Source organism: Actinoplanes sp. NPDC026670, from assembly GCF_040638175.1.
Classification (GTDB): domain Bacteria; phylum Actinomycetota; class Actinomycetes; order Mycobacteriales; family Micromonosporaceae; genus Actinoplanes.
Window position 1 is genome coordinate 1 of sequence record NZ_JBEZXU010000084.1, and the last position, 16,887, is coordinate 16,887.

Consider the following 16,887-nt stretch of genomic DNA (forward strand, 5'->3'; position numbering starts at 1 on the left):
GACGAGGCGACCTTCCCCACACAAATCCTCCCCGGCACCCTCACCGACCGTCAAGCAGACCCGCACTTGACAACAAATCCCCGATAGGGAATCAGGCGCGGAGGCCGGCTGTGGTGGGAGCCGGTTCGGTGGTGGCCAGGGTCAGCCGGGTGGGCGATTCCTCGCGCGGGATCGGGGCCGCGCCTGCGCCGGCGGTCGGGCGCGGGCGACGGGGCTGGACCCGGCCGGCGCTGCCACCACGGCCGCGATAGATCAGCAGGCCGTTGACCGGGTCGGGGGCCGTGTCCAGGGCGGCGCGCACCGCCGGCAACGCCAGGAACTCCGGCCAGGTCTCCTCGGACTCGAAGGCGATCTCGAAGAGAACACCCCATCCGAACACGTGCCAGGACCACTCCTTGGCGCCGAAGGAGACCGCTGCCGACACCATGGTCTCCTGGTAGGCATCCCGCCATCGAGCAGCGGACGAGTGTGGCCCGTCCAGAATCTCGATCGACCACCAGTTTCGAGCCATATCGACCACCACCATGGCATCCGGGTGCCGTCGATGCTACTGCGCCCGCGGGTCCGTCCGGCGGGTTCCGGCGGAACCGGCGGTAACTTGGCATCCCGCTTGTCAGCCGCTCCAGTCCAGGGCGGTGAGGACCAGGGTGACGCTCTCCCGGGCGGCTGCGGGGCCCAGTGCCCCGGGGATCGGTTCCTCGTTCCACATCGTCCGGCGGATCGGGCCGGGGGTGTACAACTGGCGCCGGTCCGGACCGGCGATCAGGTAGTGGCCCTCGCCTAACGGCCGTACCCAGGCCAGCACCGGGTTCTCCGGGGAGCGGACGAATCTTCGGAAACCGAGGTCGAAGTGGCTGGTGAACGGGAACAGCGCCCGCAGCCGGGGCTCGTCCGCGGCCGCCAGGAGGAAGTCGTGCAGTCCATGACGTGGTGGATCGGTGAGCATTCGGCGCCAGATGTAGTCGATCGCCTCGGGCTGGCCGCGTTCGAAGGCCTCGGCCAGGCCGTGGTACTCCACGAACGGCCAGGCCGCGTGGAGTCGCCGGAGATCGGCGCCGCCGAGGAACACGTCGACGGCCGCGGCGACATGGGCGAGGTCGGACGCTGAACCGCTGGCCATCTGCATTCCCGAAGTCCAGAAGTCGACGGCGAACGTTCGCTCGCCGGGCGTCAGGTGAACATTCGCGTGCCGGTCGCCGTTTTCGACCACTGCGTCAGTGCGGAACCATCCGGGGGACGGCACGTGTTCGGCTTGCCGCCGCAGGCCGAGCCCGTCGAACGTGCTCTGCCAGGCGTTTCGCAGACTTCCGGCAGAAACCACGTCGGGATAGGGCAAATTGTCCCATTGGATCGACGGCATCGATCCACGTTAGCCGGGTCAACGCGGCCGCCAGACGCGGTCACCGATGTTCGGCCGACGTGGTCGCCAGCGCGCGGCCAGACGCGGCCGGCGGCGTTCGGCCCGGCGTAGTCGCCGGCGGGCGACGACCAGGGCACACAATGCGGCAATGTGCGATTTCACCCTCGTCGGAACGACGGCAGGCGCACACATACAACACAACGTGTGCGCCTGTCCCCGTCAGAGCGAAGCAGACGCACACGATCCGCGAACGTGTGCGCTGACCATCGCTGCGGCCGGCGGGCGCGCCCTCGGCGGTTCGCTCCCGGCATCGCCTCTGGGCGAGCACCCAAGGTCATTAGATCTCACGGTGATCTTGCGGAGTTTCGTTGGGGATGACGCTGACCAGGACGAATGCGAGATTCACTTCGGCTGCGGCCCCGACCTGCAACGTCGCTGCCCAAACGGCGAAACGTCGAGTGTGCACGAAGTCAACAAGATCACGGAGAAGGGCGGTGGCGCGAGCCGCAGACCCGGAGAAGGGCGGTAGCGCGAGCCGTGGACGCGGAGAAGGGGTGGCGCGGCACGCAACCGCGGAGAAGCCGGGCGGATGGTGAACGCGGAGGTGGGGCCGCGGATGGGTGGTGGTCAGGCGGCGGATTTGCCGGAGCGGTGGGATGGTGGGAGGGCCGCGTGGCGTGGGGACGGCAGGCGGCGGGGGCGGTGCAGGACCGGCTGGGCGCCGGTGGCCGGGGCGGTCCGGGAGTCGGGGAGTTGAGGGCCCGCCCAGGCCGGGATGGCGTCGGGTGCGGCCAGAGTCCGGTCGGGCGGCACCCACAGTGGCTGGGGCGCGGCCGCCGCCCCGAACCATCTGAACGAACCGTATCCACGGACCAGCGGCGGTTGCAGGGCCGGCCAGTAGGCCTCGGCGGGAATGGACAGGCGCCAGGCCTCGGCGGGGAGCAGGGCGCCGGCCCGTGGGGGCGGCACCACCACGGCGCCCGCCTGCAGGTGGACCGGGACCGGGTCGTCGCCGGCCGGGGCCACCGCGGCCGGGGCGGAGGCCAGCACGATCGCGGAACCCACGGTGACCAGGCCGGCGGCCAGTGCGGGGAGTTCCCAGCCGGCGCGAACCGTGTCGCCGATCAGGGTCAGGGCGATGATCGACGGGAGGACCACCTCGCCGGTCCAGTGGACGGCTGTCACCCGGCCGACCTCGCCGCCCTGCAACGCGCTGGCATACAGCAGCATGCCGGTCAGGGCGAACGCGATCATCGTCCAGAGGACCGGCTCCGTGATGACGGCGACGGCGCCGGTGGTGAACGAGCGCATCTCCTCCTCGGGGAACTGGAGGGCCCGGCCGGAGATGGCGGCGCCGCCGAGGGAGAAACCGCCGATCACGGCGATCAGGCCGGGGCGGCCGGTCTTCGTCGCGCCGTAACCGAGCACCCACAGCAGCACCAGCGCGGACGCGAGACCGATGCGGACCTGGGTGGACGGCAGCATCTCGTGCTGCTGGCCGGCGGAGAGCGCGAGAACGCCGAGGGCGCAGGTGGTGCAGACGATCGCGACGACGTCACGTGGGCGCAGTTTCGACCCGAGGAACAGCCAGGCGGCGACCGCGGTCACGGCCAGCGAGCCGGCCAGGACCGACTCGACGACGTAGACGGCCAGGTGCTGGAGGGCGACGATCGCGCCGATCCAGGCGATGATGTCGAAGACGATGCCGATCAGGTAGAGCGGATGACCCAGGGTGCTGGCCGTGCTGTGGCTGCGTTTGGCGCCGATCGCCTGGAGGATCGACCCGGTCGCGTAGCTGAAGGCGCCGAAAACGGCCATCCCCAGTGCGAACCAGCTCATGGAGGTCATCGCACACCTCCCACAAGATCACGCTGCGTGGACCGGCAAGTCACTCTCGGATCATAAGACTCCGGAAAGATCCATGCGAGCGAATCCCTCGATCGACTCCACGATGCGCGCGAGATCGGCCCGGGTGCATCTGTGGTCGACCGGCAGCGTGAGCATCCGGTCGCCCAGGCCGGCGGCCTCCTCGTCGCCGCTCCAGAAGCCGCTGCGGTCCTGGCGCCAATGCACAGGAGCGAAAATCCCGACCTTGCTGAGGTACGAGAGAAGGCCGTCCCGTTCCTTGCCGGAGGAGAGCACGAGTTGCACGCGGAAGCCCCCGGCGCCCAGCACACCGGCCCCAAGCGCCGTGGACACCTCTTGCGCGTTCCGGGCGCACGACGACCGTATCCCATCGATGTCCAGAAGCGGCAGCAACGCCGCGGTGACCGCCGACGCCTCCGCCGCACTGCCGAGAAGTTGCTGTTCGCCCTGCTGTTGCAGGGCGCGGAAGCGGTCCCGGGGGATCGGCCGGCCGTCCTGCCAGGCGGCCTTGAGCAGCATCGCCGCGAGTTTCAGCCCGGCTGCCTGCGGCCCGGTCCCGGAGGGTCGCGGCAGGTCGAGCCCGGACGGTGACCAGAGCAGGCCGCCGTCCGGGATGGGCAGGGTCTTGCGCAGCGAGGCGACCGCGTAGGCGGCGGTGCTGGTCCGCGCCCAGTCGCTGAACGGGTCGTGCGAGTGGTCCTCGATCACGGTGACCCGGGGGTGGGCGCGTGCCCAGTTGTGCCAGGCGGTGCCCTCCTCCCGGCCGAACAGGTTCTGGGCGAGGACGACGTCGCCGTCGGCGGCCCGCAGCGTCTCCCAGCGCGGGCCGTCGTCCGGCAGGTGCCGGTAGAAGGTGACCGGGATCTGCCGGGCGAGGAACTCGGCGACGCCCATGCAGAAGTAGCTCGGCACGTGCAGCCGGCCGGCCGGAGCGAGCGCGCGCAGCAGGCTGCTGAGCGCGCCGGCGCCGGTGGCGAACAGTTCATGACCGGGCAGCCACCGGGGCAGACCGCCCTGCTCAGGATCGAGCAGGGCGGCCGGGTCCCAGTGGAACTCCGAGCCGATCTCAGGCGGCACGGCTGACTTCCGCATCGTCCTGGACCGACTTCTGGCGGGTGATGTTGATCTGGTCGACGTGGACCGGGGGCTCCTCGCGGTTCAGGGTGACCGCGGTCCGCCAGATGATCTTCAGGTCGAGGGCCGGTGACCAGTTGTCGACGTACCAGCGGTCCAGCACGAACCGCTGCGCCCAGTCGATGTCGTCACGGCCGTTGACCTGCGCCCAGCCGGTGATGCCGGGTTTCACCTCGAGACGGCGGGCGTCCTCCGGCGAGTAGCAGGCGACTTGCGGCAGCACGTCCGGGCGGGGGCCGACCAGGTTCATCCGGCCGGACACCACGTTGAGCAGCTGGGGCAGCTCGTCCAGGCTGGTCCGGCGCAGGAACCGCCCGCACCTGGTGATCCGCGGGTCGTTCTCGACCAGGCCGAACGGGTCGTCGATGCCGAGCTGGGCGCTCATCGCGACCGAGTTGTGGACCATCGAGCGGAACTTCAGCATCCGGAACGGGACGCCGTCCTTGCCGGCCCGGTCCTGGACGAAGAGGACACCCTTCCCGTCGGCGATCCGGATCCAGGCGGCGACGGCCAGGATCACCGGCGCCAGCAGGACGAGCATTCCGAGGGCGGTCAGCCGGTTGAGAGCATTCCAGATCAGGCGCACGGTCTCCTCTTTCTCCTACAGCGACTCGACGGTCGGGCCGGTCAGGCGATGCCTGGTGTCCAGCACGTAGGGCGCGTGTTCCAGGACCAGGTCCAGGTCGAAGTCGTCGTGGTCGGCGAGCAGCACCACGGCGTCGGCCGCGGCGATCTGGTCGGCGGTGAGCGCGACCATCCCGACCCGGCTGTCCACGTGGGCGTCCTCGATCACGTGCGGGTCGGCCGCGCGGACCTCGGCGCCCATGTCCAGCAGCAGCGACGCGACCCGGCGGGCCGGCGACTCGCGGGCGTCGCCGCTGTTCTTCTTGTAGGCCAGGCCGAGCAGCAGGATCCGCGACCCGTTGACCGCCTTGCGGCGCTTGTTGAGGGCGGCGACCAGACGGCGTACGACGTAGTCCGGCATGTGGTTGTTGATGTCGTTGGCCAGCTCGACGAAGCGGAAACTCTGGCCGAGGGTCCGCTGCACCCGCCACGACAGGTAGGACGGGTCGATCGGCAGGCAGTGGCCGCCGACGCCGGGTCCCGGGACGAACCGCATGTAGCCGAACGGCTTGGAGCTGGCGGCGCCGATCGCCTCCCAGACGTCGATGCCGAGGTCGTGGGCGTACACCGCGAGCTCGTTGACCAGGGCGATGTTGACGTGCCGGAAGGTGTTCTCGAGCAGCTTGGCCAGCTCGGCGACCTTCGGGTCGGAGACCGGGACGGTCTTCTCCACCACCGACGCGTAGAACGCCTGCACCATCGCCAGCGACGCCGGGTTGATGCCGGACACCACCTTCGGGGTGGTGACCAGGTTCCACTCCCGGTTGCCGGGGTCGATGCGCTCGGGGCTGTAGCCGAGGTGGAAGTCGACCCCGGCGATCAGACCGGAACCCTCCTCCAGCAGCGGCGCCACCAGCTCGGACGTGGTGCCCGGGTAGGTGGTCGACTCCAGCGCCACGGTCGCGCCCGGGCGCAGGTAGCGGGCCAGGGTGCGGGCCGAGTCCTCGATGTAGGTGAGGTCCGGGCTGCCGTCGCGCAGCGGGGTCGGCACCGCGATCACCGCGACGTCGAAGCCGGCGCAGGCCCGCGGGTCGGACGACGGATGGAAGGAGCCGGTCGCCAGCACCCGTTGCAGGGCGGACGAGGACACGTCGTCGACGTAGGACTCCCCGGCGGCGAGCCGTTTGATCCGCTCGTCGTCGACGTCGAAGCCGACGACGGAGTGCCCGACCTCGGCGGCGCGGACCGCGAGCGGCAGCCCCACGTAGCCCTGACCGGCGATGACGACCCGCATGGGCGTGTTCTCCTTCATGGGTTTGCTCATGGGCTTGCTCAGGGGTTTGCTCAGGGGTCTGCGAACGTTCCGGGCGCCCTTGTGCCTACGGCTCATGGACGCGGGCCGAACGGGACGGCGGCCGACTCCGGGCGGCGCTGCTTGCCGGCGAAGACCGGGTGCGGCGACTTGGGCAGGGCGGGGCTGTCGGCCAGCCAGTGCAGGACGGCGATCAGGTCGTCCCGCGGCGACGACGGGTCGAGCAGCGAAAGCACCGCGCCATCCAGCGGGGGCACCGGGGCCTGCGAGATCAGCGGGTGGTTGGGCCGGTGGTCGGTCTCGTTCGGGCCGAGCAGCACCTCGGCCAGCTTCTCGGCCGGCCGCAGTCCGGTGTAGACGATCTGAATGTGCTGGTCGGCGGCGTCGGCGATGCGCTTGGCGACATCGGCGATGCGTACCGGCTCGCCCATGTCGAGGATCAGCACCTCGCCCTTGCTCTCCAGCGCGCCGGCCTGGATGACCAGCCGCACCGCCTCCTGGACGGTCATGAAGTAGCGGGTCACGTCCGGGTGGGTGACGGTGATCGGGCCACCGGCCTCGACCTGCGCGGCGAACGCGGTCAGCACCGAGCCACGGGAGCCGAGCACGTTGCCGAACCGGACACTGCAATAGGTGCCGGTCGCGGCGGCGTCGGCGGCCGCGGTCAGCCGCTCGGTGATCCGCTTCGAGTAGCCGAGGACACTGCACGGATCCGCGGCCTTGTCGGTGGAGATGTTGACGAGGCGGTCCACGTTGTGGCGCATCGCGGTCTGCAGGATCTGGTACGTGCCGATGATGTTCGTCTTGAGCGCCTCGGACGGGTGCATCTCCAGCAGCGGCAGGTGCTTGAGGGCCGCGGCGTGGAAGACCACGTGCGGCTTGTGCTCGGCGAACACCTCGTCGAGACGCTGCTGGTCCCGGATGTCGGCGACGACCAGGTTGCGGTCGTCCAACTGCCCACGACCATCGATCGAGAGTTGTACGGCGTGCAGCCCCGACTCGTCGCGGTCCAGCATCACCAGCTTCGCCGGGTTGAACCGGGCCAGCTGGCGGCACAGCTCCGAGCCGATCGAGCCGCCCGCGCCGGTGACCAGCACCCGGCGGCCCTCCAGGTAACCGGCGACGGCGGCCAGGTCGATGCCGACCTCACGACGCCCGAGCAGGTCCTCGTGGCTGACCGGCCGGAGATCCTCGACCCGGACGGTACGCCCGAACAGCTCCACCACCGGCGGGACCACCTTGAGGTCCACGTTGAGCGGCTGGGTGAGCTCGGTCAGCGCCCGGATCAGGTCGGCGCTGGCGCTCGGGATCGCGATCACCACGGTGTCGGCCTTGAACCGGCGGACCACGTCGGCCATGTCGTCGCGGGTGCCGCAGACCGGCACGCCCATCACCCGGAACGTGCGCTTGGCCGGGTCGTCGTCGAGCAGCGCGACCGGGACGTACCGGCTGCGCGGGCTGCGCAGCATCGCCCGGATCACCTGGGTGGCGCCCTCCCCGGCGCCCATCACCACGACCCGGCCGCCGTGCTCGGGTGACGGGCGCAGCCGGCTGTCCTGCAGCGAGCGGGCCATGTAGCGCACGCCCGCGGTCAGGACCAGCGCGAACAGGCCGGCCGCAATGATCGCCGAGCGCGGCACGAGACGGCCGAGCAGGGTGTCCAGGACGAGCAGCACCGGCACGGTCACCACGGCGGCGCGGACCAGGGCGGCGATCTCCTCGAAACAGCCGTACGCCCAGCGTCCGGTGTAGAGCCCGAAGTTGATGCCGGCCGCGGTGTGCACGACCGCGGCGAACGCGGACAGCACCACCAGACCGGTGAAGTCGACCTCACCGACGTGCCCGTCGTGCCTGAGCAACGTCGCGATCAGCAGCGCGGCGGCCAGGGCCACCGCGTCGACGGCCGCGCGTGCCGCACGGCCGGGCAGGGTTCGGCGGTACCACGGAGCCGGGTGTGGACCCGGGCCGCGCCAGTCGCCGGGAGTCGCGTCGGCGCTGCTGTCGCCGGACGCTCGTCGCCGTACCTGCATGGAATCCCCCTCGTACGATGCCGGCCGCGGTTCGTCGCCCGAACGCCGTCGCCCGGATCCCGTTCGCCCGAACTCCGTCGCCCGGACGTTCGCCCGGACCTCGTCGCCCGGGTTTCGTCGCCCGGACAAGGAAAAGCGAGTCGGCGTAAATGCATTTCCGGACATGAAATGCCGCCGCGACTCCCTTTAGTGGAATTAGCGTTGCAGCCTTCGGGGGGCCGTTCACAGTAGCAATTGTCATACGCTACGCGAGTTCTTCTCACGTTTATTTGATCGGCATTTCAGCGGATACGTACGGGCATCCCGACATGGCCATTCGGGGGAGGATGTCATATCGACGGCGAGAAGCTTTCATCTTAGGCATGACATCTGCGACTTCCGTTGCGACGCACTTTCCGGCAGCGTCTTCAGGGCGGATGTCGCAAGCGTTCTGTCGAGAATGCGACCGGGGGAAAAGGATGAGGGTGCTGCACGTCATCAGCACGCTGGAACCGGGTGGAGCCGGGAGCCAGCTGCGATTGCTGGTGCGCCGGCTGCCGTACGACAGCGAGGTCGTCACGCTCGGCGCCGCCGCCCCGCTCAGCGCGCCGGTGCACCGGATACCGAGCGGCCGCGACCACGACCCGTCCGCCGTCCGGCGGCTGCGGCGGCTCATCCGCGACGGCCGGTACGACCTCGTGCACACCCACATGCACCGGGCCTGCATCCAGGGCCGGATCGCCGCGCGGCTGGCCGGCGTGCCGAACATCGTGGCCACCGAGCATCATCCGGCCGGCCCGGCCACCGCCCTCTACCGGGCCGGCGAACGCCTCGGCCAGGTCGTCATCGCCCCGTCCCCGGCGGTCGCCGAAGGGTTGCGCTCGCGGGGCGTGCCGGACCGGCGGATCGCCACCATCCCGGCGGCCATCGACCCGGCCGAGTTCCGGTTCGACCCGATCCTGCGGGCCGCCGCCCGGGCCCGCCTCGGCATCGGCCCCGGACAACCGGTCATCGGCAGCGTCGGGCGGCTCGCCCCGGACAAACGGATCGACCTGCTGATCCGTGCGCTCGCCGAGGTGCCGGACGCGATGCTGCTGCTGGCCGGCGACGGCCCGGCCCGAGCCGACCTGGAACGGCTGGCCGAGATCGTCGGCGTCGCCGGCCGGGTCCGGTTCGAGGGGGCGGTCGGCCACCCGCGCGAGACGCTCTGCGCCATCGACGTCTTCGCCTCCCCCGACCAGTTCACGTTCGGCCTGGCCACGCTGGAGGCGGTGGCGGCCGGGCTGCCGGCCGTCTACGGCTCGTGCGTGCCCCTGGAGGAACAGGCCGCCGCGCGGACGCCGGTGCACGGCACCCACCGGCTCTCCCAGGACCGCGAATCACTCCCGCGAACCCTGCGGGCCGAGATGCTGTGCCTGGCCGAGCGGCACGGCGACCGGCTGCCGGCCCGGTCCGCGGGCGCCGGGCACGACGCCGGCCGGCTGGCCGACGAGATCGCCCGCCTCTACGAGCGGGTGGCCACCCGGCCGGCCCGGCGCCGGGTCATCGGGCCGTCACCGGGTCGGCGCGGCCGGTTCGGACGATTCGGCCGGAAACACAGCTTTCCACTACCCGGCGGAAGCGTGCGAAACGCATGAGCCGCCAGAGCAGCACATAACCGAACGCGGCGCCGAACGTGTTCGACACCACGTCGTGCACGTCGGCCCAGCGCAGGCCGTTCAGCGTCAGCAGCAGGGTCAGCTGGGTCAGCTCGATGACCACGCTCAGCACGAGACCGGTCCGCACCACCCGGCCCCAGTCACGCACCCCGAACACCAGGTACAGCACGGTGGCCAGCGGCACGGTCATCAACGTGTTCAGCACGAAGTCGCGTTTGCGCATGTCGAGGATCGGCACCCAGAGGATCCGGGACAGGTCCGGCGGCGCCGCGCCCGGCCCCCAGGCCAGGCTCATCGGCAGCATCGTCGCGCCGACCACCGCCACCGCATACCACCCGGCCAGCCAGAACACCGCCACCCGCAGCGGAGTCAGCTCCCCGCGACGATGGAGCACCACCAGGGAAACGGCCATCAAAAGGACGCCCAGGGGCAAAAGAACGGGCAGCGCCGGTATATCAAGCCGATGGATCAGCATCTGTTCCCACGCTACCCGGCCGGCGCCGCACTCAGCGCAGCCAGCCCTCCTTACGAGCGATCCGGATGGCGTCCAGCCGGTTGCGCGCACCCGTCTTCGAAATGATCGCGGAAAGGTAATTGCGGACCGTGCCACCCGACAGATAGAGACGGCCGGCGATCTCTTTCACCGACTCGCCCTCGGCGGCCAGGCCCAGCACCTCCAGCTCGCGGGTGCTCAGACCGCGGTCGGTGTTGAGCGAGGCGGCCTGCAGCATCGGCGACACCACCCGCTCGCCCCGGGCCAGCCGCCGCACCGCGTCCGCCAGCATCGCCGGTGACGTGTCCTTGATCAGGAAGTTCAGGCCGCCGTTCCACCGGCGGGGCGGCAGCATGCCCCGTTTTGACGGATCACACAGCAGCAGCATCGAACACGACGGGATCGCCGTGTGCAGCTGATCGGCGACCGGCAGCACCTGACTCACCATGTACTGCGTGTCGATCACCACGACGGCCGGCCACAACTGCGCGGCCCGCTGCGCCAGATCGCCGCCGAGCGGCAGGGTGTCGACGTAATGCATGTCCGGTTCGGTCTCGAGGAATGCCCGCACCGGGACACCGAAGTATCCCTCGTCTCTGACCACAACCACCCGGATCATCACACCACCCTCGTCGATGGACGCCCGGCGCCGGCCGGTTGTCGACCTGTCAGGAACGCTGGATGCACATACCTTTCTAGCGCCCCGTGTCCATTCGGCGATCCCCGGGGCGACAGATCTTCCATTGATCCGGGAAAACAGTCGTCCTCCCAGTTCACAGGCATTTCGTGCCAACGGAGATCACCATTGGCCACATACTTAACGTAACGGGCCGGAGCACTCTGCGCACCTGCCCATAGCCGATCGAACGAGTCAGGTATGCCGGATCAACGAATCTGGCGGCCGAAATGACCGGGACATGGATCGTTTACTGAGGAGAAACCTGGGCGATGTCCAACTATTTCCGGACCAAAGGTACCGGGAAACGATCGATTTTCTCCATTCCGATCACCTGAAAGTGACAACGATTCCCCCTCCGCGGCCGAACCGTTATCGAGGTCATTCATGATCGCATTCAAAAACGAAGATCGCTCATACGTCCGAAAAGGATTACCCATTCCCTCCCCCGGGTGACCCCTTCCGAGCACACACCCTAAATGCCCAATCCGGGCATTCCGCCGATTCCCCCTTTTTGGTACGCCCGACGCCACCCCACCCACTCCACCACCCCGCCCGTCGCACCGCCCCACCCGTCGCACCGTTCCGCCCGTTGCACCGCCCTGCCCACTCGGCCGCCCCACCCGTCGCACCGCCCCGCCCGTTGCACCGCCCTGCCCGCTCCGCCGCCCCACCCGTTGCACCGCCCCGCCCGCTCCGCCCTGCCCGCTCCGCCGTCCCGGCGCAAGACCGCCCGGCGGGCGTTCACGGTTCGGCGCCCGCGGATCTTGCACGAATCTTCACCCTCGCGCCGATCTTGCAGCCCTTTCCACGCCCCAACGGGAAGAAAGCTGCAAGGTCTCCCTGACGCAGTGGATCTTGCAAGACAAACCACACCCAGACATGAGAAATCGTGCAAGATTGCGGCCAGCGTGGAGAAGCGTGCAAGATCCACAAAGCTGGACGAGGGCGAACCTCCGCAAATGCGACATTCGCGGCCTCAGGCCGACAGTGCAGTCGCCTGCGTGACCGGCGCTAAAGCCCGAATGCTCGGCGGGAGGACATCGCGCAGCAGAGAGATTGACCCCGGAGGCGGCGAAGGCCGTGAAGAAGCTTCCCAAACGTGTAGAAACGTGCAAGATCGGCACGAAGGTGGGGAATCCTGCAAGATCTACCAGGCTGGCGGGGGACGAACCTCTGCGAACGGCGCGTGCCTGCCGGAGAGGAGCGCATGCCGGACGGCGCGTGCCTGCCAGAGGCGAGCGCATGCCGGACGGCGCGTGCCTGCCAGAGGCGAGCGCATGCCGGACGGCGCGTGCCTGCCGGAGACGAGCGCATGCCGGACGGTGCGTGCCTGCCTGAGGTGAGTGGTGGGGTGACGGTGAGGGGCGCATTCGGCCCGGCGGTCGCTGGGCGGTCTTGTGGGAAGGGCTGCGTCGCGGGGGATTGTGGGGGCGGGAAAGTGCGGTTGAGGGGGATTTGGGCGTACAAAAGCGGCATTTGAATTGGGGTTGGCGGGGTTGGGGTGAGCATGTACGCTGCCGGGCAATGGATACCTTCGGTTGTGGAACGGGGGTCTCGTCCGCGCAAGGTGAGTGCTGATGCGCTCGATCGCGGACGGGTCGGACCGTCTTCTCAGTTGGCGGCGCGTGCGGGAGTTCGCCGTGCCGGCCTTGATGATCGAAACTGCTACCGCTCGGCGTGAGGCCGGGGACTGGGCCGGGGCCTGCGCTGCCGCCCACGTCGATGTTGATCTCGATTTGCGTGCTGTGGCGTCCGGGTATGGGCGGGCGTTCGCGGCTACGGTCCGGGGTGATCTTCGGCGGCTTGCTCCTGACCTGCTGCGATGGCATCTTCCGCGAACCGTGCCGGATGGGCTGCTGCGGCCCGGACTGAGCATGACGCTCGTCCGGTATCCGGTGGGTGAGCACGAGATTCACCTCGTGGCGCGGACGGCGCCCGGCTGGGCTTCGGCCGGGCAGCGGATCAGTCTGGGGCTCTGGGATCCGGGGCTGCCGGAGATCGGGCCGCATCCGCGACCCCGGCCGGACCGGCGGTTCCGGCTCGACCTGCATCCTCATCTCTGGGCCGCTGATCGCGCCTCTGGGCTTCGGGAACGCTGCGGGGTTCCGGCTTCCGACGCCTCCTCGCACCTGCCGGCCGCCGCGCCGTCGCCGGAAGTGAACGGGCTCCGGGCCTCCGCCGGGAACGGGCAGTTCGGTGAGGTTCCGGCGGGGCGTGGGTATGCCGTGCATCGGTGGGTCGCCGAAGCGGCGATCCTCCGGGCGGCCGACGGGTATGGCGGGGCGGTCGCGGTGCGGCTCGGGAATGGACGGCGGCTGCTTCTCACCGGCGACGACGGTGTCGTGGCGCGTGGCGGGAACGGTGTGCCGGTTCTTCCGCATGCAGCCACCTGGATGTCGCCTGACCTGGAGCTTCTCCGGGCTGGGATGATCACCGCCGAGCTGCTGCATCCGCTTGTCGCGGTGGCGCTGACGGCGACCGGCAGCGGCCGCGGAGCCGGTGAGCCGGCCGAAACGGCAGCCGGTGATGCGGCTGGAGCGGCGGTGTGGGGTCGTCGGGAACCGGGGGCGGATCGGGCGACGGGGGTTCGGCTGGTCGAGTGCTGTGGGGAGGTTCATCGGCTGGGGCTGGTGGACGGCCGGCTCACGCCACTTGATCACGATGCCGAGGAGCTTCGCCGGGAGGAGTTGCTGACGGTCTTCGGTGGGCCGCCGCTTCCCTGCCTGCGAGCGATCGACAACTCCGCCCGGCAGCCGGAATGCCTGGACGAGGTGCGCACCCGGCTCGAACACGGTGATCTGGCGGGCGCCACGGCGATGATCGTCGACCTGCTCGGGCCGGGCATCGAACCGGAAGGCGCGCTGCGTGAAGCCCTCACCGATGCCGAGGAGGGCCGGATCGAGCACGGCCTGTACCGGGCCGGGCTCGCGGCACAGGCGCCGTTCGGCATAACCGGCCTGACCGGGCCGCGCAGGAGCAGGGCCGGTCGTCGTGGCCGGCATCACCGGCTCCCGAAGAGGGCAGCCGCAGTCCGCTGATTCATGAGCAGGCCCGTCGTTGACGTCGACCGCGCTTACGCGTACCCAAAAGGTGATTGATTTGATGCTTTCTGACCTTAATCTTCCCATCGCCGATGATCTGATCGCGCTGCTGACCGCCACCGGAACCGAGACGCGGCCGGACAACCAGCTCGAGGCGCTCACCCTGGCCGTGGCCGCTGACCTGCCGGTTCTGCTGTGGGGTGAGCCGGGCATCGGCAAGACCGCCACCCTCCACCAGCTCGCCGACGGGCTCGGGCTGCCGCTGACCACGGTGATCGCCAGCGTGCACGAGCCGTCCGACTTCGCCGGGCTGCCGGTGGTCGGCGACGACCCGGCGAACCAGGGGGTGCCGATGGCGCCGCCGGACTGGGCGGTTCAGCTGGTACGCGCGGGCCGCGGCCTGCTGTTCCTGGACGAGCTGTCGACGGCCCCGCCCGCGGTGCAGGCGGCGTTGTTGCGGGTCGTGCTGGAACGCCGGGTCGGCACGCTGCGGCTGCCGCCCGGGGTGCGGATCGTGGCGGCCGCGAATCCGCGTTCGTCGGCGGCCGACGGGTGGGAGCTGAGCCCGCCGCTGGCTAACCGGTTCGTGCATCTCCAGTGGACGTTCGAGCACGAGGTCGTGGTGCGTGGCCTGGGCGGCACCTGGCCGCGGGCGGTGCTGCCCCGGCTCGGCCGGGAACTGCTGCCGGAGGCGGTGGAACGGGCCCGGCGGGCGGTGTGCGGGTTCCTGGAGGCGCGGCCGACGCTGGTGCACCGGCTGCCGGACAGCGAAGCCCGCCGGGGTGGCCCGTGGCCGTCGCCGCGCAGCTGGGACATGGCGTTGCGGCTGGTCGCGTTCGCCACCGCGGCCGGGGTGTCCCGGGAGGTGCTGTCGATGCTGGTCCGCGGCACGGTCGGCGACGGCCCGGGGCTGGAACTGCTGGCCTTCATCGACCGGCTCGACCTGCCCGACCCGGAGACGCTGCTCGCCGACCCGGCCGCCGCGGTCCTGCCGCAGCGTGGCGACCTGCGGCAGGCGACCCTCGACGGGGTCGTCGAGGCGGTCCGCAAACGGCCCGACCGGGCCCGCTGGGAGGCGGCGTGGGCGGTGCTGGTCCGGGCACTGGAGACCGGTCCGCCGGACCTGGTGGTGGTGCCGGCATCCACGCTCGCCGCGCTGCGCCGCGACGAATGGCCGGTCCCGGCGGAGATGGAACGCCTGGCCCCGGTCGCCGTCCTCCGCAAGCGGGTGCTGGCGGCCCGATGACGACTACCGCGTTACCACGAGCGGCGTCCGACACTGCGGCGTTGCCGCGAGCGGCGTCCGACACTGCCGCGTTGCCGCGAGCGGCGTCCGACACTGCCGCGTTGCCGCGAGCGGCGTCCGACACTGCGGCGTTGCCGCGAGCGGCGTTCAATCAGGAAGAGACCGCCAAGTTGTACGCCGCCCGGCTGTTCGCCGCCGAGGCCCGGCCGTACCTGGCCACCGCGTTGTACGCCCTGCGCCCAGTTCTGTCGTGGACGGTCCCGACGATGGCCGTCGACAGGTACTGGCGCTGCTACATCTCCCCCGCCTTCGTGGCCGCCACCCCGGTCGCCGAACTGGCCGGCGTCTGGGTGCACGAGGTCTCGCACCTGCTCCGCGACCACCACGGCCGGGGTGCGCAGTTGGCCACGGAGAAAGACCTGACCGGTCCGGGCGATCGGCTGCGGATGAACATCGCCGCCGATTTCGAGATCAACGACGATGTGTACGGCGACGGCCTGCCCCGCCCGGACGGCGCGATCGGTCCCGAGCTGCTGGGACTGGAACCCGGCAAGCTCATGGAGGAGTACCTGCCGATGATCGCGATCGGCCCGTACTTCCGGCAGCTCTCCTGGCTGGACTGCGGCGGCGGCGCGGACGGCTCGGACCGGCCGTGGGAGCTGGGCCCGGACGGCGCCGACGGGCTCGACGAACAGGAACGGGCGCTGGTCCGCTATCGGGTGGCCCAGGGCATGATCGGTCGTGGGAACACTCCGGCCGGCTGGCAGCGCTGGGCGGAGCGGGTGGTGCATCCGCCGCAGCCGTGGCGTGAGCTGCTGGGCAACGCGGTCCGGTCGGCGGTGTCGGCGCCCGGGGTCGGCGAGGATTACGTGTACAACCGCCCGTCCCGGCGTTCGTCCAGCCTGCCCGGGGTGATCCTGCCGAGCCTGCGCCGCCGCCCGCCCCGGGTCAGCGTGGTCATCGACACGTCGGGTTCGGTGAGCGACTCCGAACTCGGCACCGCGCTGCTGGAGGTGGCCGCGATGACCCGGGCCGTCGGTGGCCGCCGGGACCTGGTGCGGGTGATCTCCTGCGACGCGGCCGCGCACGTCACGGGGGAGATCTGCGAGGCCGAGGGCATTCCGCTGTTCGGTGGTGGTGGCACCGACCTGCGCCGGGGGTTCGTGACGGCGCTGACCACCCGGCCGGCGCCGGACGTGATCGTGGTCCTGACCGACGGCCAGACGCCGTGGCCGGAGCGGAAGCCGGCCTGCCGGACGGTGGTCGGGCTGTTCCCCCGCCCGCGCCACGTCGACGAGGACGACCCGGACTTCGAGCTGGACCTGCCCCCGTCGTGGGCGCGGGTGGTGCAGCTCGGCTGAGGATTCGCCGTCAGGGCCGCTCAAACGGGGGGCAGTCCTGGCGGCGTTTCACGCTCACTCAGCGGCCGCCGGGCGGCGTTTCACGGTCGCACAGCAGCCGCCGGGCGGCGCGGAAACCGCCAGCCGTCGCTCAGCACGGTAATCCGGCCCCCGAAAGGCGGCTC

At 70.5% G+C, this 16,887-nt stretch carries 13 protein-coding genes; 4 read left to right on the forward strand and 9 right to left on the reverse strand.

The window, feature by feature from the left end; all coding sequences use genetic code 11:
* Positions 1-91: 91 nt before the first annotated feature.
* From AB0E94_RS46105 to AB0E94_RS46135, 7 genes are all read right to left on the reverse strand, one after another.
* A complete protein-coding gene (locus tag AB0E94_RS46105; protein ID WP_360340816.1) occupies positions 92-511 on the reverse strand; it encodes a hypothetical protein in 420 nt (139 codons plus the stop codon).
* Positions 512-613: 102 nt separating this feature from the next.
* Positions 614-1,360, reverse strand: coding sequence for a DUF6193 family natural product biosynthesis protein (locus AB0E94_RS46110; RefSeq protein WP_360340819.1), 747 nt, complete (start codon positions 1,358-1,360; stop codon positions 614-616).
* 627 nt (positions 1,361-1,987) lie between these two features.
* Positions 1,988-3,199, reverse strand: a complete 1,212-nt coding sequence (locus AB0E94_RS46115) for a hypothetical protein (RefSeq protein WP_360340822.1) — start codon at positions 3,197-3,199, stop codon at positions 1,988-1,990.
* Between the two features lie 60 nt (positions 3,200-3,259).
* Complete coding sequence (locus tag AB0E94_RS46120; protein ID WP_360340825.1) at positions 3,260-4,303, reverse strand: hypothetical protein; 1,044 nt, start codon at positions 4,301-4,303, stop codon at positions 3,260-3,262.
* On the reverse strand, positions 4,293-4,946 hold the full coding sequence (locus tag AB0E94_RS46125) for a sugar transferase (RefSeq protein WP_360340828.1): 654 nt from the start codon (positions 4,944-4,946) through the stop codon (positions 4,293-4,295). Before AB0E94_RS46125 ends, AB0E94_RS46120 begins: the two co-directional genes overlap by 11 nt.
* Positions 4,947-4,961: 15 nt before the next feature.
* Entirely contained in the window at positions 4,962-6,248 is a 1,287-nt protein-coding gene (locus AB0E94_RS46130) for a nucleotide sugar dehydrogenase (protein WP_360340831.1), read from the reverse strand.
* 62 nt (positions 6,249-6,310) lie between these two features.
* Complete coding sequence (locus AB0E94_RS46135) at positions 6,311-8,266, reverse strand: nucleoside-diphosphate sugar epimerase/dehydratase (protein WP_360340834.1); 1,956 nt, start codon at positions 8,264-8,266, stop codon at positions 6,311-6,313.
* A gap of 458 nt (positions 8,267-8,724) precedes the next feature.
* On the opposite strand from AB0E94_RS46135, the gene AB0E94_RS46140 reads away from it, so the two are divergent.
* The gene (locus AB0E94_RS46140; protein WP_360340837.1) at positions 8,725-9,882 is read left to right on the forward strand and encodes a glycosyltransferase; all 1,158 of its coding nucleotides are present in this window, start codon (positions 8,725-8,727) and stop codon (positions 9,880-9,882) included.
* Here the strand turns inward: AB0E94_RS46140 and AB0E94_RS46145 are convergent.
* Together AB0E94_RS46145 and AB0E94_RS46150 are read right to left on the reverse strand one after the other, a co-directional pair.
* On the reverse strand, positions 9,788-10,315 hold the full coding sequence (locus tag AB0E94_RS46145; protein WP_360340840.1) for a VanZ family protein: 528 nt from the start codon (positions 10,313-10,315) through the stop codon (positions 9,788-9,790). The genes AB0E94_RS46140 and AB0E94_RS46145 overlap by 95 nt on opposite strands.
* Before the next feature lie 94 nt (positions 10,316-10,409).
* A complete protein-coding gene (locus AB0E94_RS46150) occupies positions 10,410-11,015 on the reverse strand; it encodes a response regulator transcription factor (RefSeq protein ID WP_360340843.1) in 606 nt (201 codons plus the stop codon).
* Positions 11,016-12,949: 1,934 nt separating this feature from the next.
* Here AB0E94_RS46150 and AB0E94_RS46155 point away from each other — a divergent pair.
* The 3 genes from AB0E94_RS46155 to AB0E94_RS46165 all read left to right on the forward strand — a co-directional run bounded on the left by AB0E94_RS46155 (position 12,950) and on the right by AB0E94_RS46165 (position 16,723).
* Positions 12,950-14,113 carry a hypothetical protein gene (locus tag AB0E94_RS46155; RefSeq protein WP_360340846.1) on the forward strand — a complete coding sequence of 388 codons (1,164 nt, stop codon included), beginning with the start codon at positions 12,950-12,952 and terminating at the stop codon, positions 14,111-14,113.
* A 64-nt stretch (positions 14,114-14,177) separates the two neighbouring features.
* Positions 14,178-15,362, forward strand: coding sequence for a MoxR family ATPase (locus tag AB0E94_RS46160; RefSeq protein ID WP_360340849.1), 1,185 nt, complete (start codon positions 14,178-14,180; stop codon positions 15,360-15,362).
* A 131-nt stretch (positions 15,363-15,493) separates the two neighbouring features.
* A complete protein-coding gene (locus AB0E94_RS46165) occupies positions 15,494-16,723 on the forward strand; it encodes a VWA-like domain-containing protein (protein ID WP_360340852.1) in 1,230 nt (409 codons plus the stop codon).
* The last annotated feature ends 164 nt before the right edge of the window (positions 16,724-16,887 follow it).